This window comes from Kitasatospora sp. NPDC101157 (assembly GCF_044768255.1).
Lineage (GTDB): Bacteria > Actinomycetota > Actinomycetes > Streptomycetales > Streptomycetaceae > Kitasatospora.
Genome location: NZ_JBIWPL010000033.1, coordinates 37,511 through 58,284 on the forward strand (window position 1 = coordinate 37,511; position 20,774 = coordinate 58,284).

Consider the following 20,774-nt stretch of genomic DNA (forward strand, 5'->3'; position numbering starts at 1 on the left):
ACCCCGGGTGCACGCCCCCGCCGCCCCGTCGGAGGGTGCAGGTGTCCTGTGGCGATCGAAGGGAAGTTCCCCGTGGCGACCGTGGCCGAACAGATGGTGGAGGTGCTCCGGCAGGCCGGGGTGGAACGGGTCTACGGCGTCGTCGGCGACAGCCTCAACCCCGTGGTCGACGCGATCCGCCGGGCGGAGGGCATCAGCTGGGTGCACGTGCGCAACGAGGAGGCCGGCGCCTTCGCGGCCGCCGCCGAGGCCGAGCTCAGCGGTCGCCTCGCGGTCTGCGCGGGCTCCTGCGGCCCCGGCAACACCCACCTGATCCAGGGCCTGTACGACGCCCAGCGCAGCGGCCTGCCGGTGCTCGCACTGGCCTCGCACATCCCGTCCGGGCAGATCGGCACCGGCTTCTTCCAGGAGACCCACCCCGAGCGGGTGTTCACCGACTGCAGCAACTGGTGCGAGATGCTCTCCACCCCCGCCCAGCTGCCCCGGCTGCTGCGGGTCGCGATCCAGCACGCGCTGGGCTCGCACGGCGTCTCGGTGCTGGCCTTCCCCGGGGACGTCGCCGCCCTCCCGGCCGCCGGACCGACCGGCACCAGCCACTTCCTCACCGAGCAGGCGGTCGCCGCGCCGCCCTGGTCCCAGGTGCAGGAGCTGGCCCGGCTGCTCAACGCGGCCCGCCGGGTCACCCTGTTCTGCGGCGCCGGGGTGCGCGGCGCGCACCCCGAGGTGATGGCCGTCGCCCAGGCGCTGAACGCTCCGGTCGGGCACTCGCTGCGCGGCAAGGAGTGGATCCAGTACGACAGCCCGTACGACGTGGGGATGAGCGGCCTGCTCGGTTACGGGGCCTGCCACGAGGCGCTGCACTCCGCCGACCTGGTGCTGCTGCTCGGCACCGACTTCCCGTACGACTCCTTCCTGCCGCAGGCGCACACCGTCCAGGTCGACCACGACGCGACCAGGCTGGGCCGCCGCACCGCGCTGGAGCTGGCCGTGCACGGGGACGTCGCGGCCACCCTGCGGGCCGTGCTGCCGCTGCTGGACGCCAAGCAGGACCGGTCCTTCCTGGACGGCATGCTGGCCAAGCACTGCCGGTCCCTGGAGGACGTGATCGGCGCCTACACCAGGGACATCGAGAAGCACCTGCCGATCCACCCGGAGTACGTCGCCTCGGTGCTGGACGAAGTGGCCGCCGACGACGCGGTGTTCACCGTGGACACCGGCATGAACAACGTCTGGGCCGCCCGCTACCTCCAGCCGAACGGCCGCCGCCGGGTGATCGGCTCCTTCCTGCACGGCTCGATGGCCAACGCCCTCCCGCACGCGATCGGCGCCCAGCTCGCCTGTCCGGGGCGGCAGGTGATCGCGATGGCGGGCGACGGCGGGATCGGCATGCTGCTCGGCGAGCTGCTCACGGTGGCCAAGCACCGGCTGCCGGTGGAGACGGTGGTCTTCAACAACGGCGCGCTCGGCATGATCAAGCTGGAGATGCTGGTCTCCGGCTACCCGGAGTCCGAGATCGACAACGGGGACGTGGACTACGCCGGCATCGCCCGGGCGATGGGCATCCCGGCCAAGCGGGTCGCCGAACCGGGCCGCGTGCGGGAGGTGCTGGCGGAGGCGCTGGAGCGGCCGGGTCCGGCCCTGGTGGACGTGGTCACCGACCCCAACGCGCTGTCCATCCCGCCGCGGATCACCGCTGCCCAGCTGAAGGGCTTCGCGCTGGCGGCCGGGAGGACGGTGCTCTCGGGCGGCGTGGGGCGGATGGTCGACCTGGCGCGCAGCAACCTGCGCAACATTCCCCGGCCGTGAGCGCGGCGGATGGTCGGACGACTCCAGGCCGACGACTCCACCGGGCCTTTGCCTCTGAGGCAAATTTCTTGCCCGAGCGGCAGGCCGGGTGTCCACTGGTCACATGACCACCAGCTCCACCGGCACCCCCGACGCCGGCGACCAGCTCGACGACCAGGAGGTCGCCGGCCTCGCCGCCCGCCTCCGTGAGCACCGGCTCAGCAGCCGGCTGACCCTGGAGGTTGCCGCGGGCCGGGTCGGCCTCTCCCCAGCCTACTTGTCCCGGCTGGAGACCGGCCGCCGCCAGCCCTCGCTGCCCGTCCTGCTCGGCCTCGCCCGCGCCTACGGCACCTCGGTGTCCGGCCTGCTCGGCGAGGCCATGGTCGAGCCGGACCCGGTGGTCCGCGGCGGCGCCATCGAGCCCGGCCGGGCCGGTGGTTGGGGCTACCGCCGGGCCGGCGCCCCCGGTCGCGCCATGCAGGCGCTGCGGGTGCACGTGCCGACGGGCGTCCAGGACTCGGTGGTCCGGGTCCACCCCGGCGAGGAGTGGCTGTACGTGCTGCGCGGGGAGCTGCGGGTGACCCTCGGCGACCGCGTCCACCACCTCGCCCCCGGCGACTCCGCCCACTACGACTCGCTCACCCCGCACTGCATCGCCGCCGAATCCGGCTCCGGTGTCGAACTGCTCTTCGTCCACACCCTGTTGCAGAGCCCCGGCGGCGAGCTCTGCCTCGGCGGCGGCCCCGCCGCGACCCACTGACCAGCCGTCGGACCCCTCGGAGGAGATCCCCATGGCCGATCCCACCACCACCGCCACCGTGACCACCGCCACCGTGACCACCGCCGTCGGCGCCACCGCCGTCACCGCCGCCGTCCCGACCGGGGCCGCCGACACCGCCACCGGCCCGAAGACCATGGACGCCGGCAAGTGGGCCAACAAGCGGGTCTACCTCCGCCTGGTCATCTACACCGCGGGCATCCACGTCTTCGCGGGCTTCATCATGCTGCTGTTCGAACTGGGCAGCCGCAACCGGTAGTCCGACCCGCCCGGGCCCCGCTCACGACGCGCGGAGCACCCCGCACAGGGCCTCCAGGGCTGCCGGGAAGGCGTGCTCCGGCGGGGTCGCGTAGCCGATCACCAGAGCGGGCCCGGTGTCCTCCGCCGCCTCCGCCGCCTCCGGGTCGGCGCGGTGCCAGCCGAGGCCGCTGAGGGCCAGCCCGGCGGCCTCCGCCCGGGCCACGAGTTCGGCCTCCGACAGGGAGCCGGGCGGGAGTTGGAGGACGGCGTGCAGGCCGGCCGCGATGCCGGTGACCCGCACCTGTGGGGCGTGCTCGGCGAGGGCCGCGACCAGCCGGTCGCGGCGGCGCCGGTAGTGCAGCCGGCAGCGCCGCACGTGGCGGTCGTACGTCCCCGAGGTGATCAGTTCGGCCAGCGTCAGCTGGTCCAGCACCGGGGACATCGTGTCGGCCAGCACCTTCAGCCGGGCGACCGGCTCGACCAGCGCGTCCGGCAGCGCCAGCCAGGCCAGCCGCAGGCCGGGGGCGAGGCTCTTGGCGGCCGTTCCCGCGTACACCACCCGCTCCGGGTCGAGCGCCTGCATGGCGCCGAGCGGCTGCCGGTCGTAGCGGAACTCGCCGTCGTAGTCGTCCTCGATCACGTACCGGTCCTGCTCGCGCGCCCACCGCACCGCGGCGGCCCGCCGGTCGGCCGCCAGCGGGGCGCCGGTGGGGTACTGGTGGGCGGGGGTGAGCAGGACGGCCCCGCTGCGGGCGTCGAGCCGGTCGACCAGCGCGCCCTCGCGGTCCAGCGGCAGCGCGACGGTGGACAGCCCCGCCGCCCGCACCACGGCGTGCTGCGGCGGCAGCCCGTACGCCTCGACGGCCAGCGACCGCGCGCCGCGCTCCCGCAGGGCCGCGCAGAGCAGGCCGAGGCCCTGCTGGACGCCGCTGCAGATGAGCAGGCGGTCCGGGTCGGTGCGCACGCCGCGGACCCGGGCCAGGTAGTGGGTGAGGGCCTCCCGCAGTTCGATCCGGCCGAGTGGGCTGCCGTAGCCGAGCGCCTCGTGCGGCGCGGTGGCGAGGGCACGGCGGGCGGCGGCGAGCCAGGCGGTGCGGGGGAAGAGCGACAGGTCGGGGCGCCCGGACATCAGGTCGTGCCGGACGGCCGGCCGCCGGGGCCGCGGCTCGGCGGCCCGTACGGCGGGGGCGGGCGCGGCCCGCCGGGCGACGGTGGTGCCGGAGCCCTGCCGGGAGTTGAGCCAGCCCTCGGCGGTGAGCTGGCCGTACGCCTCGACCACGGTGTTGCGGGCGATGCCGAGGTCCTCGCCGAGGGCGCGCGACGAGGGCAGCCGGGTGCCGGGTGCCAGCCGCCCGTGCTGGACGGCCTCCCGTAGGGCGTCCTCCAGGGCGGCCCGGAGCCCGGCGCCGGCGGCGCGCCGCTCGGTGAGGTCCAGGTGCAGGTCGCCGCCGAAGGAGGTCCAGGAGCCGTTCACGGCCCCATTCTCGCGCGGCCGGTGGTCGCCAGGTGGCGCCGGCGGGCTTCTCGACGGTGGCGTTGATCCGATGGAAGAAGTTGGTCAGGCCGGTCATCGGGATGATCGCGGAGAGCTGCTCCTCGTTGACGTGGTCGGCGGCCGCGTCCCAGATCTCGTAGGCGGGGAGGCGGGCGGGCCGCCGGTGGTCAGCCCAGACCGCCGGTGGCCCGGAGGTTCTGCCCGGTGATCCAGCGGGCGTCCGGCCCGGCCAGGAAGGCGACCACGTCGGCGATGTCGTCGGGCTGTCCGAGCCGGCGCAGCGGGGTCAGGGCCGCGACCCGTTCGAGTGCCTCGGGCGGGTTGGTGCCGCGCAGCAGGTCGGTGTCGGTGGCGCCGGGGGAGACGGTGTTGACGGTGATGCCGCGCGGGCCGAGCTCGGCCGCGGCGACGGCGGTGAGTTGCTCCACGGCGCCCTTGCTGGCGGCGTACGCGGCGATGCCGGGGACTGCGCGGGCGGTGTTCACGCTGGAGATGTTGACGATCCGTCCGCCGTCGCGCATCCGGCGGGCCGCGTAGCGGACGGTGGCGAACACGGCGCGGGTGTTGACGTCCAGCACGGCGTCGAAGGCCGCGTCGTCGAGGTCCGCGAGCGGGGTGGGCGTGAAGGTCCTCGCGGCGTTGTTGACCAGGATGTCCAGCCCGCCGAGGCGCTCCTCCGCCGCGGCCATCAGCCGCTCGGCGGCGCCCGGCTCACCGAGGTCGGCCCGTACCGCCCAGGCGCGTCCGCCGGCCGCCGTCACCGCGCCGACCACCGCTTCGGCGGCCGCCCCGTCGTTGGCGTAGCCGAGGACGACGTCCGCGCCCTCGCGCGCCAGTCGCTCGACGATCGCCCGTCCGATGCCCCGTGAGCCGCCCGTGACGACCGCCGCCCTGCCCTCGACCACCCTGCCCTCGACCACCCTGCGCACCTCCTCCCGCCGTGAAGTCGCCCGCCGCGTCGGACACATCGTCGCCGACGCGGCCGGCCGGCGCGCGCGGTTTCGTTCGGGCGGGGCTCAGAGCGACAGGTAGACCGCGCTGCCGACGCCGGCCAGGAAGCAGTACACCGCGAACGGCGTCAGGCTGCGGGTCTCGAAGTACCTGGTGAGGAAGCGCACCGAGACGTAGCCGGCCACGAAGGCCGCGACGCTGCCCGCCGCGACCGGGCCGAGGACGGCGGAGTTCTCCGGCTTGAACAGCTCGGGCACCTTCAGCACCGAGGCGGCCAGGATGACCGGCGTGGCCAGCAGGAAGGAGAACCGGGCGGCGTCCTCGTGGTGGAGTCCGCGCAGGATGCCGGCGCTCATGGTGACGCCGGAGCGGCTGATGCCGGGGAACAGCGCGAGGATCTGGGCGGCGCCGATCCAAGTGCCCCGGCCGTAGCCGAGCCTGGTCAGCCGGACGTCGGAGGCCACCGCCGGGTCGAGGCCCGGCTCGTCGACGGGGGCGGCGTGCCCGGCCCGGCGACGGCCGGAGCCGCCGCGCTTGAGCCGCTCGGCGCCGAGCAGCACCAGCCCGTTGAGCGCGAGGAACACCGCGGCGGGGACGGGCTTGCCGAGCGCGTGCCGCAGCGCCTTCTCCAGGACGAGGCCGGCCACCCCGACCGGGATGGTGGAGATGATGAGCAGCCAGGCGAGCTTCTCGTCCCGGGTCCGCACCCGGCGGTGCCGGATCGAGCCGATCAGGCCGCTGACCACCCGGACCCAGTCCCGCCAGAAGAACACCACCAGGGCGAGCGCGGTGGCCAGGTGCAGGGCGACCAGGGCGGCGAGGTAGGAGGAGCCGTCGGCGGTCATGTCGAGGTCCCGCTGGATCTTCCCGCCGATCACGGCCGGCAGCAGGATGCTGTGGCCCAGGCTGGAGACCGGGAAGAGTTCCGTCACACCCTGCAGCAGGCCGACGCCTATCGCTTCCGGGTAGGTCAGGGTGGACATCGCGCACCTTCGCTCGGAGGTCTGCGGCCCGCCGATTCCGGGGGCCTCCGCGAAGCTACTACCGGTATGTAGACGCCCGTCAGCCCCGCCGCCAGAAGTTCATCGAGCGTATGTCCGGGTGTCACCGGCCCCCGGCCGCCCGGACCAGCAGCCCGGTGACGACGCCCGGCAGCCCTGGCGACGGCAGACCGGCGGCGGGTACCGCCCGGTGCACGGCGCCGCCGAGCAGCACACCGGCGGTCACCGCCGCCGGGGCCCCACCAGCGGCAGGGCGACGGCCAGGACGGCGGGCAGCAGGGGGGACGGTCGTCGCGGTGGGCGGGGACGGCGCGGGCGGTCCATCGGGAGCCTCCTCGGAAGGCGGGGGTCGACGGACGCCCACGATGCCGCCTCCCGCAGCGTCAGGTTCAAGTCCTTCCCGGGCGCGCCCGGTTCAGACCGCCACCCGCCGCCAGTCCGAGCCGCCGGCCGGCACCGGAGCGGTCGAGAAGTCGTAGCGCAGCAGCTCCGGCCCGAGCGCCAGCAGGGAGATCGAGGAGGACCCCCAGATCCGCCCGTCGCCGAAGTCCCGGCGCTGGATCAGCGCGGCGTTCCCGTCCAGCGCCAGCCCGTCGCCGGTGACGATCGGCAGCCAGTCGCCCCAGGCCTGCTCCGTCGGTCCCTCGGCGGCCGGTTCGGGGCGGGGCGCGGCGGCGAAGCGGGCCCGGAAGTGGTCGGCCCGGGCGGCCATCAGCGCCCGGATCCACTCGGGGGCGGTGCGGTTGGCGGCCAGCCCCTCCAGCCCGTCGTTGAGCACCACGCTGAGACCGGTGGGCAGTTCGTGCTCGCTGAGCTGACCGCCGCCCCAGCTGGTGACCCGGGCGCCGTCGGGGCGGACCCGGACGAGGTGGAAGGGGTCGTACGGGGTCAGGTCGAGGTGCCCGATCCCGCCCTCGCGGACGGCGGTGAGCGGCAGTTCGCCGCGGCTGAGCCGGGTGCCGGCGGGGGCGGGCGGGCCGAAGCCGTTGAGCAGGCAGGCGGCGGTGCGCCGGGCCGGGTCCACGGCCAGCCAGGTGCCGCCGGCCGCGAGGTCCAGCCCGCCGAGCAGTTCGGGCCGCCGCGGCCAGTGGTGGTCCGGCGGCAGCCAGGCGCGGCCGGAGTACTCGTCCCGGACGGACAGCAGCAGCACCGGTACCGCCGAATCCGGTTCGATGCTGACGAAGGCCGTGCACACGGTCCCGTTCCCCCTGACGCCGTCCTGCCGAGAATCCCTGTCGGTGATCCTCGCACGCCCGTTCGCACGTCGGAAGTGGCCCAAGCCGCCGCGCGGCGAATGCACCAGGGCCGCGGGCCAGTGGGCTCCTAGGCTGGGCACCGTGACGACGAACAGCACCCCGAACCCGACCGTGCCGGCCCCCGAGCAGCGCCTCCGGATGGACGGGCTCGCCCCCGACTACTACAAGGCGATGATCGCTGTGGACCGGGCCTCCCGGCAGGGCCTGGACCCGGTCCTCGCCGAGCTGGTCAAGGTGCACGCCTCGATGATCAACGGCTGCGCCTTCTGCATCGACATGCACGCCACCGACGCCCGCAAGAACGGCGAGCAGGACCACCGCCTGGTCTCCCTCCCGGCCTGGCGCGAGACCCCCTGGTTCACCGCCCGCGAGCGCGCCGCGCTGGCCCTCACCGAGTCGGTCACCCTGCTGACCCAGGGCCACGTGCCGGACGCCGTGTACGACGAGGCCGCCGCCCACTTCGAGCCGGCCGAACTGGCCCAGCTGATCGCGCTGATCGCCACCATCAACGCCTGGAACCGGATCGGCGTGTCCACCCGCATGAGCCCGGCCGCGAAGTGAGCGGGGCCGCGATGACCTCCCAGCGGGAGAAGGCCCGGCTGCTCAAGGAGCTGCACCGCCCGGGCGAGCCGCTGGTACTGGCCAACGTGTGGGACGCCGCGAGTGCCCGGCTGGTGGCCGGCGCCGGGGCGCGGGCGGTGGCGACGGCCAGCGCCAGTGTGTCCTGGTCGCTCGGCAGCCCGGACGGCGGCGGCGCCGACCGGGGACAGGTGCTGGCCCGTACCGCCGAGGTGGTCCGCTCGGTCGACCTGCCGGTCACCGCGGACCTGGAGAGCGGCTACGCGGACACCCCGGCCGGGGTCGGCGAGACCGTCGCCGCGCTGCTCGCCACCGGCGCGGTCGGGGTGAACCTGGAGGACGCGGAGTACGCCCCGCGGGAGGCCGCCGAGCGGATCGCGGCGGCCCGGGCGGCGGCCGACGCGGCAGGGGTCCCGCTGTTCGTCAACGGCCGCACCGACGTCTTCCTGCACGGCCTCGGCGAACCTGGGGGCCGGCTCGACGAGGCGGTCCGCCGGCTGCGGGCGTACGTCGAGGCGGGCGCGGACGGCGTGTTCGTCCCCGGCGTCGCCGACCCGGAGACCATCGCCGCCCTGGTCGAGGCCGTGCCGGCCCCGCTGAACGTGCTGGCCGCCCCCGGCTCCCTGTCGGTCGCCGAGCTGGCGAAGCTCGGGGTCGCCCGGATCAGCCTGGGCCCGGGCCTGGCCAAGGTGGCCTACGCGGCGGTCCGCCGCGCGGCCGAGGAGGTGTACGCGAGCGGCACGTACACCTCCCTGGACGGCGGACTGACCTACCCGGAGCTCAACGGCCTCTTCGCGGGCTGAGCGGTACCGGGGAAGGGCGGGCGGCTGACCGGACGGGGGTCGGTCAGCCGCCCGGCACCCGGCCGTACGGGCGGCGGCCGGTCAGGGATTGATCTGCCCGCTGAGCCCCGGGTGGGACATCTGGTTGGTGCCGATCGCCTCCACCTGGTCGGCGACGTGGCCGACCACCGGGAGCTTGCCCGCGGTCTTCAGCGCGAGGTCGGCGGGGGAGACTTCGAGCCCGTCGGTGAGGCCGCCGGTGGCGTCCGGCGAGCTGGCGATCTGGCTGGCGGCGGAGGCCGGCGCGGCGGCGAGGGCGAGGCCCGCCATGGTGAGGGCGGCCAGGGTGGCGAGTTTCTTCATGCCCTGCCGAACGACCGGACCGCCCGCAGGTAACCCCGCGGCGCCAACCATCACCCCCCGAACCGTCACCCCCGAACCGTCACCCGCAGGGTCCGCACGCCGTTGCTCACGAACGAGCCGATCGGCTCCGGCCGTTCGCCCTCCGCCAGGGCCAGCCCCGGGAACCGCCCGAACAGGTGCCGCAGCGCCGTCTCCGCCTCCAGCCGGGCCAGCCCCGAGCCGAGGCAGAAGTGCGGGCCGTGGCCGAGCGAGAGGTGCCGGGCGGGCTGCCGGGTGAGGTCGAAGCGGTCGGCGTCGGGGTAGTGCCCGCCGTCGCGTCCGGCCGCCGCGTACGAGGCGAGCAGCGCCTCGCCGCGCCGGATCACCGCGTCGCCGACCTCGATGTCCTCGATCGCGTAGCGCAGCGGGAACTGGCCGACCGGCGAGTCGTAGCGCAGCGTCTCCTCCACCACCGCCGACCACGGCTGCGCGCCGTCCAGCACCAGCCGCAGCTGGTCGGGGTGGGCGAGCAGGGCCCGGACCGCGTTGGTGATCAGGTTGAGGGTGGTCTCGTGCCCGGCGACCAGCATCAGCAGCAGGGTGCCGACGAGCTCGGCCTCGCTGAGTGCGTCCCCGGCCTCGCGGGCGGCGATCAGGTCGGTGGTCAGGTCGTCTCCTGGCTCGGCCCGCTTGGCTGCCACCACCGAGGCCAGCAGGGCGTTCAGGTCCCGCTGGGCGGCGAGGGCCGCCTCCGGGGTGGCGGAGCTGGAGACCAGGGTGTCGGACAGCTCGTGCAGCCGGTGCTGCTGCTCCTCCGCCAGGCCGAGCAGCTCGCCGATCACCTGCATCGGCAGTGGGTAGGCGAAGTGCTCGCGCAGGTCGAACGGGCCCTCCAGCTCTGCCACCGCGTCCAGCAGGGCGAGCGTCCGGGCCTCGATCGCGGGGGCCAGCGCCGCTGTTCGGCGGGGGGTGAAGGCCTGGCTGACCAGGCCGCGCAGCCGCTTGTGGTCCGCGCCGTCCGCGGTGATCATGCCGGGCACGGTGACGAAGTTGAGCAGCGGCCAGCCGTACGGCAGCCGGCCCTCCCGGAAGGTGGTCCACAGCGCCGGGTCCTTGCCGACCCGGGGGTCGGCCAGCAGGGACTGCAGGGTGTCGTGGTGCGTCACCGCCCAGACCACCACCCCACCAGGGAGTTCCACCAGGACGGCCGGTCCGGCGGCCCGGAGCCGGGCGTTCTCCCCGTGCTGGTCGCGTCCGAAGGGGTCGAGCCGGACGGGCTCGGGTCGGCCGGGCTCGGGTCGGGAGCCACGGGGGGCGTCGGCGGTGTCCATGCGGGTGCGGGCCTTTCGGGAACTGGCGGACGGGGCGGGGTGAAGGCGCTGTACAGCACCGGCAGGGCGACCAGGGCTCGGGACCAGGGGGACGGCCGCCAGGCCAACTCGCTCGACGGTACGGCCAGTTGGAGGTCGGGCAGGCGGTGCAACAGGGTCTCGATCGCGGTCTCGACGATGATCCGGGCCGGGTGCTGGGCCGGGCAGACGTGCCGGCCCGCGCCCCAGGCCAGGTGGGCCCGGTTGCCGCCGAGCGAGCCCTGCGCGGCCGAGGCGGCGCCCTGGGCGGCCGGGTCGGCGTTGGCCGCGGCCAGGCCGAGCACCAGCATGTCGCCGGCGCTGATGTACTGGCCGCCGAGCACGGTGTCGCCGGTGGCCCAGCGGCCGGGGAAGTTCTGCGTCGGCGGGTCGCGCCAGAGCACCTCCTCCAGTGCGTCGGAGACGGTGAGCCGCCCGCCGGTCAGGGTGGCCCGGAAGCGCCGGTCGGTGAGCAGCAGCCGCAGGGTGTTGCCGATCCAGTTGATGCAGGTCTCGTTGCCCGCGATCATCAGCACCACCAGGTGGTGCGCCGCCTCCTCGTCGGTCAGGGCGGCCGGGTGGGCGAGCAGCCAGGAGGTGAGGTCGGCGCCGGGGGAGGTCCGGCGGTGGCGGACCAGTCCGGTCAGGGTCGACTGGAACTCCCCGGCGGCGCGCACCGATTCGGGCCCGCTGTCGACGAAGTGGCTGATCAGCTCGATCATCCGCGGCCCGCTGCCGGTGGGAAGGCCGACCAGCTGGGTGGAGACCAGCAGCGGCAGCGCGCGGGCGTACTGGCCGATCAGGTCGGCGGTGCCGTCCGGGCCCCAGCTGTCGATCAGGCCGTTGGCGGCGGCCGCGGTGGTCTCGCGCAGCTGCCGGTGGTCGATCTGGGCCAGGGTGTCCGAGACGGCGGCGCGCAGCCGCTGGTGCTCGGCGCCGTCCAGGTTGAGCAGGGTGGGCCGCCAGGCGGTCATCGGCTGCAGCCGCGAGTCGGGGGCCAGCCGGCCCTCGGCGGGGACCCGCCAGTGCCGCGAGTCCTTGGAGAACAGTGCCTCGTTCCGGGTGAGTTCGAGCAGTTCGGCGTAGCCGATGACCAGCCAGGCCTCGACCCCGGGCTCCAGCTCGATCGGCGCGACCGGTCCGTGGCGCTCGCGCAGCCGGGCGTACAGGCCGTGCGGGTCGTCGGCGACGGCCTGTCCGTACAGCGGGGTCAGCGGGACGCCCACGGGGAGCCCGCCGCCGGGCGGGGCGCCGCCGGGCGGGGCGCCGCCGTACCCGGCTCCGTACGCGGCGCCGTGCGCGACCGGGCAGCCGCCGGGCGCCCGCGGGGGCTCGGGTGCCGTCACGGCTGCAGCTCCAGGAGCGAGCTGCGGTGCAGGTGGTCGACGAAGTCGATCAGCAGGTCGTAGGACTGGCGGCGGTCCCGGGCGTCGCAGTAGAGGATCGGTACCTCAGGCAGCACGTCCAGCGCCGAGCGCAGCTCCTCCTCCGGGTAACTCGGGGTGTCCGGGAAGGTGTTGACCGCCACCGCGAACGGGATGCGCTGCTCCTCCAGCCGGCCGAGCACGTCGAAGCTCTCGTCCGGCCGGCGCAGGTCGACCATCGCGATGGCGCCGAGCGCGCCGCGCGACAGGTCGTCCCACAGCGGCCAGAACCGCTGCTGTCCGGGCGTGCCGAACAGGTAGAGCGCGAGCCGGGAGTTGAGCGTGATCCGGCCGAAGTCCAGGGCGACCGTGGTGGTGGTCTTGTCGCCGCGCCCGGTGAGGTCGTCCACGCCGCTGCTGGCGGCGGTCATGGTCTCCTCGGTGCGCAGCGGGGTGATCTCGCTGAGCGAGCCGACCAGGGTGGTCTTGCCGACCCCGAACGGGCCGGTGACCAGGATCTTCACCGCTCCCTGCACCGAGGACGGCAGGTACTGCGGCCCGGACGGCCGGGAGGCGGGGGCTTCAGCGGAGTTGGCGGAGGCCAACGAGCACCTCTTCCAGGAGGGTTGTGGGCAGGCGCTCGGCCTGCGGGACGGGCGGGAGCACCTGCACGGCGCCGAGGTCCCAGAGGTCGCCGACCAGCACCTTGACGACGCCGAGCGGCAGCCCCAGGTGGGCCGCCACCTCGGCGACGGACAGCAGGCTGTGGCAGAGCCCGAGGATGCGCCGGTGCTCCCGGTTGAGCAGGACGTGCTCGGGCAGCGCCGGGGGCTCGGGCAGCCCTAACGGTCCGGGCAGGGCGCTGACCAGGCTCTCGATGGCCAGGTCGGTGCGGGTCGGGCGGCTGCGGCCGCCGGTGATCACGTAGGGCCGGACCGGCCCGTTCACCGGTGGCCCCCCGCCGCGTGGTCGACGCGCGGCGGGCTGGTCAGGTGGGTGCCGATCCGCTCGACCAGGACCTGCATCTGGTACGCGACCAGCCCGGCGTCGACCGCCTCGCTGGTGACCACGGCCAGGTGGGCGCCGGCCCCGGCGGCGACGATGAACAGGTAGCCGCCGCCGTACTCGATGATGATCTGCCGGGTGGCGCTGCCCGGGCCGCCGAAGCCGGCCGCCACGCCGCGGGCCAGTGACTGCAGTCCGGAGCAGGCGGCGGCGAGCCGCTCGGCGTCCTCGCGGGCGATGTCGGCGCTGCGGCCGATCTCCAGGCCGTCGTTGGAGACGACCACGGCGTGCTGGACCTGCGGGACGGCGATGATGTCGGCGAGCAGCCAGCCGAGATCGGGGGTGGTGGTCATGGAACTCTCCGGAGCGCTGGGGAAGTCGGGGGAAGCCGGGGGACTCGGGGAAGGTCGGGGCGAGCGGCGCGGGCCGGCCGGCGTGGGCCGGTCAGTGCGGGCCGGGGGGCCGGTCCTGGGAGCGGGCGGCCGAGCGGCCGTTGGCCGTCCCGGCCTGGAACATCGTCATGAAGGTCTGGGCCTCCCGGGCGGAGCGGTACGGCGGCTCGGGCGGCGGGGGAGCGGCGTGCTGGGCGGTGCGGTTCCCTCGGTCGCGCCGGTGGCTCCGGCGGGGCAGCGGCGGCGGGGCGTCGCCGGTCGCGGGCGGCCGGCCGGTGGGCGGGGGCTCCACCAGCGGGTGACCGGCGCCGGGGTGCGTGGCCCCGGAGGCCGGCCGCGGGTCGGGGGTGAGCGCCGGACCGGGGCGGAACGCCGGGTCGTCCCCGTCCGGCCCGAGCCCGAGCCCGGGCACGGTCGGCGGCAGCGGCTCGGTGAGCAGGGCGTTCGGCAGCAGCACGACGACGCGCACACCGCCGTACGGGGAGGGCGCCGAGCTGAGGGTGACCCGGAAGCCGTAGCTCTCGGCCAGTCGGCCGACCGCGGCCAGCCCCAACTGCGGCACCTCGCCGAGCCGGGAGACCTCCAGGCTGCTGCCCCCGGCGAGCGCGTCGGCCGCCTTGGCGACGGCCTGTTCGGGCATGCCGACGCCGCCGTCGTCGATCTCGATGACGGCGCCGTTGTGCACCGGCATCAGGGTGACGAACACCTGGGTGCTGGGCGGGGAGTAGCGGGTGGCGTTGTCCAGCAGCTCGGCGACGGCGTGGATCAGCGCCTCGGCGGCGGCGCCGACCACCGCGGTCTCGATCCGGCTGCGCACGACCACCCGCTGGAAGGGCAGGATGCGCGACTGGGCGCCGCGCACCACGTCCTCCAGCGAGACCGGCTCCGGCCAGTGCCGCCCGGCCCGGGCGCCGCACAGTACGGCCAGGGTCTGGGCCAGCCGGGCCTGTTGGGCGGCGGCGTGGTCGGCCTTGAGCAGGCCCTCCAGCAGCGCCGGGTCGTCGTGGGTGCGTTCCATCTCGTCGAGCAGGGCCTGCTGGTCGTGGGCCATGACGAGGATCCGTCGGGCCACGCTGAGGAAGGCCCGCTGGGTGGAGGCGGTGAGCTCCTGCTCCTGTTGGACGGCGGCCAGGTCGGCGCCCCGGCGGGACAGCTCGGAGCTCAGCTGCTCCTGCAGCCGGGCGAGTTCGCCCTCCAGCCGGTCGGCCCGGCCGCGCTGGGTGACGGACACGGCGCGGTACCGCGCGGCGGCCACGAGGGCGAGGACGGCGAGCACGCCGGTAGCCGTTGCGCACCACTGAGTCATCGTCACGCGGCGAATTCTAGGGCGATGATCCTACGAAGGTGTGAACGGATCTCGCCATGTGACCGGATCTCGTCAATATCGAGTCAATACGCCGTCGTCCCGGTGTCGTTCGGACGCGATCGCGCTGCCCTGACGGGCTGTCCGGTCGTTCGTCCATGGTCTTCCGGCCTTCGCGGGGGTGGCGGGTGGTGACCGATTCGCTTCCCGGGATGTGTGGGTTCGGTGTGCACGATGTTGTTGAACGAACGACATTCCGTGCAGGTGAACAATTCCGGCCCCGGCCATGGATGCGATGCCGTCCGGTGCGCGTCCGCTCCGGCGCCGGGGGCCCGACCCGGGCCGGGGCGGGTTGCTACCGCCGGTTGCTACTTCTCCTCCTTCGGCCAGGAGCGGAGGCCCGTGGTGAGGGTGGTGACGAGGCGGTCGTGGGTGGTGCCGAGGTCTTCGCTGAGCTGGAAGGCACCGGTGATGGAGAGGGCGGCGAAACCGTGGGCGAGGGAGCGGAGGGTGCGGGCGGCGTGGATCGCTTCGGAGTCGTCGAGGCCGTAGTCGCGGAGGACGGCGATGATGACGCCGACGAGGCGGGTGGCCGCCCGGGTGAGGTCGTCGTCGGGTCGGGGGGCCTGGGGGAGGGCGGTGTAGCGGTGCGGGTGTTCGGTGGCGTAGGCCTGGTAGGCCCGCAGGAGGGCGGTGACGGCGTCGTCCCCGCTGCGGCCGACCGCGGCCTCCGCGAGCCGGTCGGCGAGTTCCCCGGTGACCCGGACGGCGATGAGCCGGCGGAGTTCGGTGAGCCCGCCGCTGACGTGCTTGTACAGCGAGGGGGTGGCGACCCCGGCGCGGGCGGCGACGGAGGCGAGGGTGAGGGCTTCGGTGCCCTGGTCGTCGATGAGGGCGAGGGCGTGGTCGACGACCTGGTCGGGGGTCAGTCCTACGCGGGGCATGGCTCCGGTTCTCCAGCGGGCGGGTTCGGTCTCAGGCGGGTTCGGTCTCAGGCGAGTTCGGCGAGGAAGGGCAGCAGCGCGTCGGCGACCGCCCGCGGGTTGTCGGCCATCGGGTAGTGCCCGGATCCCTCGATCATGACCTTCCGTGCGCCGAGCTTCTCGGCCTGGAGGTCGGCGACGGCCTCGGGCCCGGGGAAGTCGGGGTCCTTGCTGCCCATCAGCACGAGGGCGGGGCAGCGGACGGCCGCGGTCCAGCCGATCGGCGCGGAGTCGCCGGTGACGTGGCCGCGGGTGGCGGTGCGGCGGCCGGGGGTGCGCAGGGCGGCGACCAGCCCGTCCACGTAGGTGTCGAGGTCGGCCGGCCGGGGGCCGGGGAAGGCCATCCTGCGGAGGTAGTGGCCCCAGACCGCGGGCCACCGGACCATCGCGGCGCCCATGACGACCATGACGCCCTTCATGAGGGCGTTCGCCCGGTGCTCGACGAAGGCGTCGATGAGCGCGATCCCGGCGACCCGCTGGGGCGCGTCCCCGGCGAGCTTGACGACGGTCGCCCCGGTGTAGGACTGCCCGACCAGGACGGCCCGCTCGATGCCGAGGTGGTCGAGCAGGGCGAGGACGTCGGTGGCGATCGCGGCGGGGCTGTAGTCGTCCCAGACGATCGAGGACTCGCCGAACCCGCGCAGGTCCATGGTGATGACCCGGCGCCCGGCCGCGGTGAGCAGTGGGTGGAGGTGCCGGTAGGCGCGGCGGGAGTCGAGCATCCCGGGGAGCAGGACGACCGGGGTGCCGTCGCCCTGCCGGGTGTCGTCGTACGCGAGGCGGCCGCCGGGGACGTCGAGGTACTGGGTGCTCGGGGTGACGGTGCCGTTCACGGTGGACCTCCACGGGGTCGCTCGCTGCTGCCGATAGCCATAAAGCTACGGCTATTAGCCTTAGCCGTCAAGCCTCCGGCCGCGCGGAACTCCCCGGTCACACCCCTTCGACCTTGAAGGGGTCGTGCTCGCTCAGCAGCTTCTCCAGCCGGGCCTGGTCGACCCGGGCGAGGGTGTCCGAGGACTCCTGCCGGTCCCGGATCACCTTGGCCAGCGTGAACGCGGAGGTGACGGTGTAGAGGAGGCCGATCCCGAGGAAGGCCCGGGTCCAGCCGCCGACGGGCAGGTAGGCGATCCCGGCGGCGAGGGCCGCGCCGGAGATGGCGAAGGAGAGGACGGCCTGGACGTAGTACGCGGCCGTGGTGCGTGACTGCATCGGTGTGCTCATGGCGCCAGGATGCGGCGGGGCGGCCGGGGTGCACATGAGTAGGAGTACTCAGATGGGCCGGGCGGTCGAGCGGTCGTTCGTTGACGTCCGGTCACCTGTTGCCCGCCCCTGGCGGATGGACGGCTTGGAATCAGGGCGTCCTAGGATTAACGTCTGATAACGCAGCGCGGTCGTCAACGCCGTACCCAGACGGCACCGTGCGCCGTCGCCTAATCCCGCCGGCCGGCCTCCGGGCAGGCCAGGGAGCCGGGGAACCACGTTCCTTGGGGTGAATCGGCGGGGCTCCGGCCCGGCCGTAGGAGACCTTCCTGCTCCGAACCCGTCAGCTAACCCGGTAGGCGCGAAGGAAGGAAAGGAGCGCGCCTCCGTGGCGTCGACGCACACTCCGGCACACCCGGCCGGCCCCGCAGCCGGTACCCAGCTCCTCGACCACCCCGGCCCGGACGGCTCCGAGCCCCACGACGCCGACTCCGCCGGCCACGGCGACCCCTTCGCCCCGGAGGCCGAGCCCAACCGCCACCGGATGCCGCGTCAGACCCGCGGAGCCTCCCCGCTGCTCGGCGTCACCGCCGTCGCCGCCACCCTGGGCGCCACCGGCTTCGCCTCCGCGACCCCGGCCGCCGCGCCCGCCGTCGAGACGCCGGACGAGGCCCCGGTCGCCCTGGCCGCCGACCCCGGCCTCGCGCTCGCCGCCCGCATCCAGCAGCAGGCCGACAGCCAGCGCACCGCCGCCGAGGAGAACGCCCGGGTACAGGCCGCCCAGGATGCCGAGGCCAAGGCCGCCGCCAAGGAGGCCGAGGCCAAGCGCGCCGCCGAGGAGGCCGAGCGGGCCAAGGCCGCCGCACTCACCCTGCCGGTGAAGGAGTACAACCTCTCCGCCCACTACGGCCAGAGCGCCCGCTACTGGGCCCACCTGCACACCGGCCTGGACTTCGCCGCCGACACCGGCACCGCGGTCCACGCGGTCGGCCAGGGCACCATCACCTCGGCCGGCTGGTCCGGTGCGTACGGCTACCGGATCGTCGAGACCCTGCCCGACGGCACCGAGATCTGGTACTGCCACCTGTCCTCGATCATCACGGGCTCCGGTCAGGTCACCTCCGGCCAGCAGATCGGCAAGGTCGGCGCGACCGGCAACGTCACCGGCCCGCACCTGCACCTGGAGGTCCGCCCGGGCGGCGGCGCCCCGGTCGACCCGGAGACCTGGCTGCAGCAGCACGGCCTCAACCCGTAAACGGGTCCGGAAGGAGGGAGCCCCGGGCCGCCCGCCCGAGGCTCCCCCCGCCACCTCACTCCGGCGGCAGCTGCGCCAGGTACGCGTCGATCTCCTCCGCGCCCGGCTCCGGCGCGAGTTCCGGGAACTCCTCCAGCAGCAGCCGCGGCAGCCCGGGCACCGTCCACTCGCCGAGCAGGTCGAGCGCCACCTCGGCCGCCGCCGCCTCGAACTCCTCGAAGCCCCCGGCGAGTTCGTCCGGCATCGGCCGGCCCAGCGCGTTCAGCTCGGCCAGGTTGCGGTAGCTGCGCCGCATCAGCCCCTGCTCCAGCAGCCGCCGTGCCCCGTCGGTGGCCATGCCGACCGACAGCACCCGGCCCGGGCCCCAGCCCTGCTCGTCCGGCTCGTCCAGCCAGCCGGTCGGCACCAGCGCCTCGTACCCGGCCAGCCGCTGCTCCTCGTCGAGGCCGGCGAAGCCGGTCAGCCACTCCCGGACGGCCGAGAGGTCCGTCACGTCCACCCCGTGCGCGTGCAGCAGCACCGCGTACAGCCGGGGCCAGGTCACCAGGTCGGCGCGGCGCAGCAGCCCGGCCGCGACCTCGCCCTGCCACTCGGCCTCGGCGTGCAGCCGCTCCTGGCGCTTGGCGTTGAGCCGCTTGGCCGCCCGCTGGTGGTCGACCAGCAGCCGTACGGCGTCGCCGTACGCGAGCGGATCGTCCTCCGGTGCGGGTTGGACGTAGAGGTGGAGCCGCTCGTACAGCAGGTGCTCCACCGCGTCGGAGGTCAGTTCGGGCCAGCCGTCGTGCATCCTGCCCTCGCCCAGCTCCAGCAGCGCCAGCACCGCGCGCAGCGGCGCTTCGGCCACCGGCGCGCGGTCCGGCCCGGTCGCCGCCCAGGCGAGCAGGTCGGCGGCCCTGGTGCGCGGGGCGAGCCGCAGGTCTTCGTCGTTCATGTTCCGAACGGTAGCCGCCGCACGGGGGTAGGGTCGGCAGCCATGGTCCCCGTACGCCTCACCGGCCCCCGGCTCGCCCTCCGCGAGTACCACCACACCCCGGCCGAAGTGGACGCGCTGCACGCGCTGTTCGGCGACCCGGAGGTGACCCGCTACCTCCCCTTCGAGCCGCGGGACCGCGAGACCTGCGCCGACCAGATCGAGCTCTACCTGGAGGAGGCGATGGCCGAGGAGCGGGACACCTACCGGCTCGCCGTCGTCCGTCGCGAGGACGCCGAGGACCCGGAGGACGCGCTGCCGGTCGCGCACGCCGGCCTCACCCTCGGCAAGTACCGCTCCGCCCACCTCGGTTACGTGCTGAGCCGCCCGGCGTGGGGTCGCGGCTACGCGGGCGAGATCGCCGGGCTGCTCTGCGGGCTCTCGTTCGGCCCGCTCGGCCTGCACCGGCTGGTCGCCCGGGTCGACGTGGACAACGCCGCCTCGGCCAAGGTGCTCACCAAGCTCGGTTTCCAGCTGGAGGGGCGGGTGCGGCACGACCTGTACAAGGGCGGCGTCTGGTCCGACTCGTACCAGTACTCGCTGCTCGCCGACGAGTGGACCGGTCCACCCGTTCCACCGCAGGGGGGTTAACCCCACCCCTGATCCGCCGGTCCCCCGGATGCCGTCCGGGCGGGGTTCCGGCCAGACTGGAGTCCGTCAGCACGGAAGACGCCGCGACACGACAACGAGGGGCCGGGGACCGGGAGATGAGCAACAGCACGCTGGGGCAGGAGTGGGACGGCCCGGACGGTTACGGCGACGGGACCCGCCCGGCCCGGGCCCGCCGCACCGAGCAGCCGCCGGGCTTCTTCCGGGCGCCGTTCTCCCGGCAGTACTACCGCGAGGTCGGCTACGCGCTCACCGGCCTGCCGGTGGCGATCGTCGGCTTCACCGTCGCGATCACCCTGTTCTCCCTCGGGGTGGGCACCTTCGTCACCGTCCTCGGCCTGCCGGTGCTGGCCGGCCTGACCAGCGCCGCCCGGGGCCTCGGCCGGGCGGAGCGGGCCCGGGTGCGCGGGATGCTCGCCCTGGACGTGCCGGGCCCGGCGCCGGTGCGCCAGGTGCGCCCGGGCAACTGGGGCGCGATCACCGCGCGGCTGGCCGACGGCGCGGGCTGGAAGGCCGCGCTGTACCAGCTGGTGATGTTCCCGTGGGCGGTGCTCAGCTTCTGCCTGACCCTGACGTTCCTGGTGCTCGGCTGGGCGATGGCGCTCTACCCGCTCTACCAGTGGGTCTTCCCGCGCTACACCTCCTGGCCCGGTTACCAGCTGTTCGACTACACCGACAGCGACCACGTCCGGCACGCGTACTACGTCCAGGGCGCCGGGCAGATCGCCGCGTTCTCGGTGGCCGGGGTGCTGCTGATCTTCCTCACCGCGCAGCTGGTGCGCGGCCTGACCGGCGTCAACCGGGCCGCCGCCCAAGGGCTGCTGGGCCGCTGAGCCCCCGCTCCCGCTCCGCCCCGGCCTGACCCGCCCCGCCCGCATCCGACGACCGACTGCTCGGCTTCTACGCGCTGATCCACGAACCGGCCGCCGAACTGGACCTGATGTTCGTCGCCGACGACGCCCAAGGACTGGGCATCGGACGGGCGCTGATCACCGACATGCTCGACCGCGCCCGGGCCGCAGGTATCGCGGGCGTCAAGGTCGTCTCCCACCCGCCCGCCGAGGGCTTCTACCTCCAGGTCGGCGCCCGGCGCACCGGCACCCGTCCGCGCGGGGGCCAAGACCCCCTGGGCGCA

24 protein-coding genes, 1 pseudogene and 1 riboswitch are annotated in these 20,774 nt (G+C 74.7%); of the genes and pseudogenes, 9 read left to right on the forward strand and 16 right to left on the reverse strand.

Translation table 11 applies throughout. The features are described 5' to 3' along the window. The first annotated feature begins 93 nt into the window (after window positions 1–93). The 3 genes from ACIRVF_RS38090 (at window position 94) to ACIRVF_RS38100 (ending at window position 2,822) form a co-directional block, all read left to right on the forward strand. Complete coding sequence (locus ACIRVF_RS38090) at window positions 94–1,806, forward strand: pyruvate dehydrogenase (RefSeq protein WP_402828847.1); 1,713 nt, start codon at window positions 94–96, stop codon at window positions 1,804–1,806. Window positions 1,807–1,909: 103 nt separating this feature from the next. Continuing rightward, complete coding sequence (locus ACIRVF_RS38095; RefSeq protein ID WP_402828785.1) at window positions 1,910–2,545, forward strand: helix-turn-helix domain-containing protein; 636 nt, start codon at window positions 1,910–1,912, stop codon at window positions 2,543–2,545. A gap of 31 nt (window positions 2,546–2,576) precedes the next feature. Beyond that, window positions 2,577–2,822 (forward strand): DUF6126 family protein, encoded by a 246-nt coding sequence (locus ACIRVF_RS38100; protein ID WP_402828787.1) that lies wholly within the window; start codon window positions 2,577–2,579, stop codon window positions 2,820–2,822. 21 nt (window positions 2,823–2,843) lie between these two features. Here ACIRVF_RS38100 and ACIRVF_RS38105 read toward each other — a convergent pair whose 3' ends face one another. The 5 genes from ACIRVF_RS38105 to ACIRVF_RS38125 all read right to left on the reverse strand — a co-directional run bounded on the left by ACIRVF_RS38105 (window position 2,844) and on the right by ACIRVF_RS38125 (window position 7,445). After that, on the reverse strand, window positions 2,844–4,277 hold the full coding sequence (locus ACIRVF_RS38105) for a PLP-dependent aminotransferase family protein (protein ID WP_402828789.1): 1,434 nt from the start codon (window positions 4,275–4,277) through the stop codon (window positions 2,844–2,846). A 188-nt stretch (window positions 4,278–4,465) separates the two neighbouring features. Then, the gene (locus ACIRVF_RS38110; RefSeq protein ID WP_402828791.1) at window positions 4,466–5,218 is read right to left on the reverse strand and encodes a glucose 1-dehydrogenase; all 753 of its coding nucleotides are present in this window, start codon (window positions 5,216–5,218) and stop codon (window positions 4,466–4,468) included. A gap of 96 nt (window positions 5,219–5,314) precedes the next feature. Then, complete coding sequence (locus ACIRVF_RS38115; protein WP_402828792.1) at window positions 5,315–6,232, reverse strand: undecaprenyl-diphosphate phosphatase; 918 nt, start codon at window positions 6,230–6,232, stop codon at window positions 5,315–5,317. A 121-nt stretch (window positions 6,233–6,353) separates the two neighbouring features. Beyond that, on the reverse strand, window positions 6,354–6,476 hold the full coding sequence (locus ACIRVF_RS38120; RefSeq protein ID WP_402828794.1) for a hypothetical protein: 123 nt from the start codon (window positions 6,474–6,476) through the stop codon (window positions 6,354–6,356). Between the two features lie 189 nt (window positions 6,477–6,665). Beyond that, a complete protein-coding gene (locus ACIRVF_RS38125) occupies window positions 6,666–7,445 on the reverse strand; it encodes an NRDE family protein (RefSeq protein WP_402828796.1) in 780 nt (259 codons plus the stop codon). Between the two features lie 142 nt (window positions 7,446–7,587). On the opposite strand from ACIRVF_RS38125, the gene ACIRVF_RS38130 reads away from it, so the two are divergent. Both ACIRVF_RS38130 and ACIRVF_RS38135 read left to right on the forward strand, forming a co-directional pair. Then, entirely contained in the window at window positions 7,588–8,067 is a 480-nt protein-coding gene (locus ACIRVF_RS38130) for a carboxymuconolactone decarboxylase family protein (protein ID WP_402828798.1), read from the forward strand. A gap of 11 nt (window positions 8,068–8,078) precedes the next feature. After that, the gene (locus ACIRVF_RS38135) at window positions 8,079–8,888 is read left to right on the forward strand and encodes an isocitrate lyase/phosphoenolpyruvate mutase family protein (RefSeq protein WP_402828800.1); all 810 of its coding nucleotides are present in this window, start codon (window positions 8,079–8,081) and stop codon (window positions 8,886–8,888) included. Window positions 8,889–8,969: 81 nt separating this feature from the next. Here the strand turns inward: ACIRVF_RS38135 and ACIRVF_RS38140 are convergent, their stop codons facing one another. The 10 genes from ACIRVF_RS38140 to ACIRVF_RS38185 all read right to left on the reverse strand — a co-directional run bounded on the left by ACIRVF_RS38140 (window position 8,970) and on the right by ACIRVF_RS38185 (window position 16,826). Further along, on the reverse strand, window positions 8,970–9,230 hold the full coding sequence (locus ACIRVF_RS38140; RefSeq protein ID WP_402828802.1) for a hypothetical protein: 261 nt from the start codon (window positions 9,228–9,230) through the stop codon (window positions 8,970–8,972). A gap of 65 nt (window positions 9,231–9,295) precedes the next feature. Continuing rightward, window positions 9,296–10,375 (reverse strand): cytochrome P450, encoded by a 1,080-nt coding sequence (locus tag ACIRVF_RS38145; RefSeq protein ID WP_402828804.1) that lies wholly within the window; start codon window positions 10,373–10,375, stop codon window positions 9,296–9,298. Next, window positions 10,372–11,904, reverse strand: a complete 1,533-nt coding sequence (locus tag ACIRVF_RS38150; RefSeq protein ID WP_402828806.1) for a cytochrome P450 — start codon at window positions 11,902–11,904, stop codon at window positions 10,372–10,374. Before ACIRVF_RS38150 ends, ACIRVF_RS38145 begins: the two co-directional genes overlap by 4 nt. Next, window positions 11,901–12,527, reverse strand: coding sequence for an ATP/GTP-binding protein (locus ACIRVF_RS38155; RefSeq protein ID WP_046386144.1), 627 nt, complete (start codon window positions 12,525–12,527; stop codon window positions 11,901–11,903). Before ACIRVF_RS38155 ends, ACIRVF_RS38150 begins: the two co-directional genes overlap by 4 nt. Further along, complete coding sequence (locus tag ACIRVF_RS38160; protein ID WP_030289776.1) at window positions 12,505–12,870, reverse strand: DUF742 domain-containing protein; 366 nt, start codon at window positions 12,868–12,870, stop codon at window positions 12,505–12,507. The genes ACIRVF_RS38155 and ACIRVF_RS38160 overlap by 23 nt, the downstream gene beginning before the upstream one ends. Next, window positions 12,867–13,280 (reverse strand): roadblock/LC7 domain-containing protein, encoded by a 414-nt coding sequence (locus ACIRVF_RS38165; RefSeq protein WP_030289775.1) that lies wholly within the window; start codon window positions 13,278–13,280, stop codon window positions 12,867–12,869. The genes ACIRVF_RS38160 and ACIRVF_RS38165 overlap by 4 nt, the downstream gene beginning before the upstream one ends. Before the next feature lie 91 nt (window positions 13,281–13,371). Next, the gene (locus ACIRVF_RS38170) at window positions 13,372–14,625 is read right to left on the reverse strand and encodes an ATP-binding protein (protein ID WP_402828849.1); all 1,254 of its coding nucleotides are present in this window, start codon (window positions 14,623–14,625) and stop codon (window positions 13,372–13,374) included. A gap of 365 nt (window positions 14,626–14,990) precedes the next feature. Further along, complete coding sequence (locus tag ACIRVF_RS38175; protein WP_402828809.1) at window positions 14,991–15,566, reverse strand: TetR/AcrR family transcriptional regulator; 576 nt, start codon at window positions 15,564–15,566, stop codon at window positions 14,991–14,993. Window positions 15,567–15,613: 47 nt separating this feature from the next. Then, the gene (locus ACIRVF_RS38180; RefSeq protein ID WP_402828811.1) at window positions 15,614–16,438 is read right to left on the reverse strand and encodes an alpha/beta fold hydrolase; all 825 of its coding nucleotides are present in this window, start codon (window positions 16,436–16,438) and stop codon (window positions 15,614–15,616) included. Window positions 16,439–16,535: 97 nt separating this feature from the next. Further along, on the reverse strand, window positions 16,536–16,826 hold the full coding sequence (locus tag ACIRVF_RS38185) for a YiaA/YiaB family inner membrane protein (protein ID WP_402828813.1): 291 nt from the start codon (window positions 16,824–16,826) through the stop codon (window positions 16,536–16,538). Between the two features lie 196 nt (window positions 16,827–17,022). After that, window positions 17,023–17,181: riboswitch (cyclic di-AMP (ydaO/yuaA leader) on the forward strand. A 12-nt stretch (window positions 17,182–17,193) separates the two neighbouring features. On the opposite strand from ACIRVF_RS38185, the gene ACIRVF_RS38190 reads away from it, so the two are divergent. Continuing rightward, on the forward strand, window positions 17,194–18,060 hold the full coding sequence (locus tag ACIRVF_RS38190) for a M23 family metallopeptidase (protein WP_402828815.1): 867 nt from the start codon (window positions 17,194–17,196) through the stop codon (window positions 18,058–18,060). 55 nt (window positions 18,061–18,115) lie between these two features. Here ACIRVF_RS38190 and ACIRVF_RS38195 read toward each other — a convergent pair whose 3' ends face one another. Next, window positions 18,116–18,991, reverse strand: a complete 876-nt coding sequence (locus tag ACIRVF_RS38195; protein ID WP_402828817.1) for a hypothetical protein — start codon at window positions 18,989–18,991, stop codon at window positions 18,116–18,118. A gap of 42 nt (window positions 18,992–19,033) precedes the next feature. On the opposite strand from ACIRVF_RS38195, the gene ACIRVF_RS38200 reads away from it, so the two are divergent. From ACIRVF_RS38200 to ACIRVF_RS38210, 3 genes and pseudogenes are all read left to right on the forward strand, one after another. Then, window positions 19,034–19,621: a GNAT family N-acetyltransferase gene (locus tag ACIRVF_RS38200; RefSeq protein WP_402828819.1), complete on the forward strand. Its 588-nt coding sequence runs from the start codon at window positions 19,034–19,036 to the stop codon at window positions 19,619–19,621. Between the two features lie 116 nt (window positions 19,622–19,737). Continuing rightward, the gene (locus ACIRVF_RS38205) at window positions 19,738–20,472 is read left to right on the forward strand and encodes a sensor domain-containing protein (RefSeq protein ID WP_402828821.1); all 735 of its coding nucleotides are present in this window, start codon (window positions 19,738–19,740) and stop codon (window positions 20,470–20,472) included. A 107-nt stretch (window positions 20,473–20,579) separates the two neighbouring features. Further along, a pseudogene (locus ACIRVF_RS38210) lies at window positions 20,580–20,678 on the forward strand (GNAT family N-acetyltransferase); the annotation flags it as partial. Window positions 20,679–20,774 lie beyond the last annotated feature (96 nt).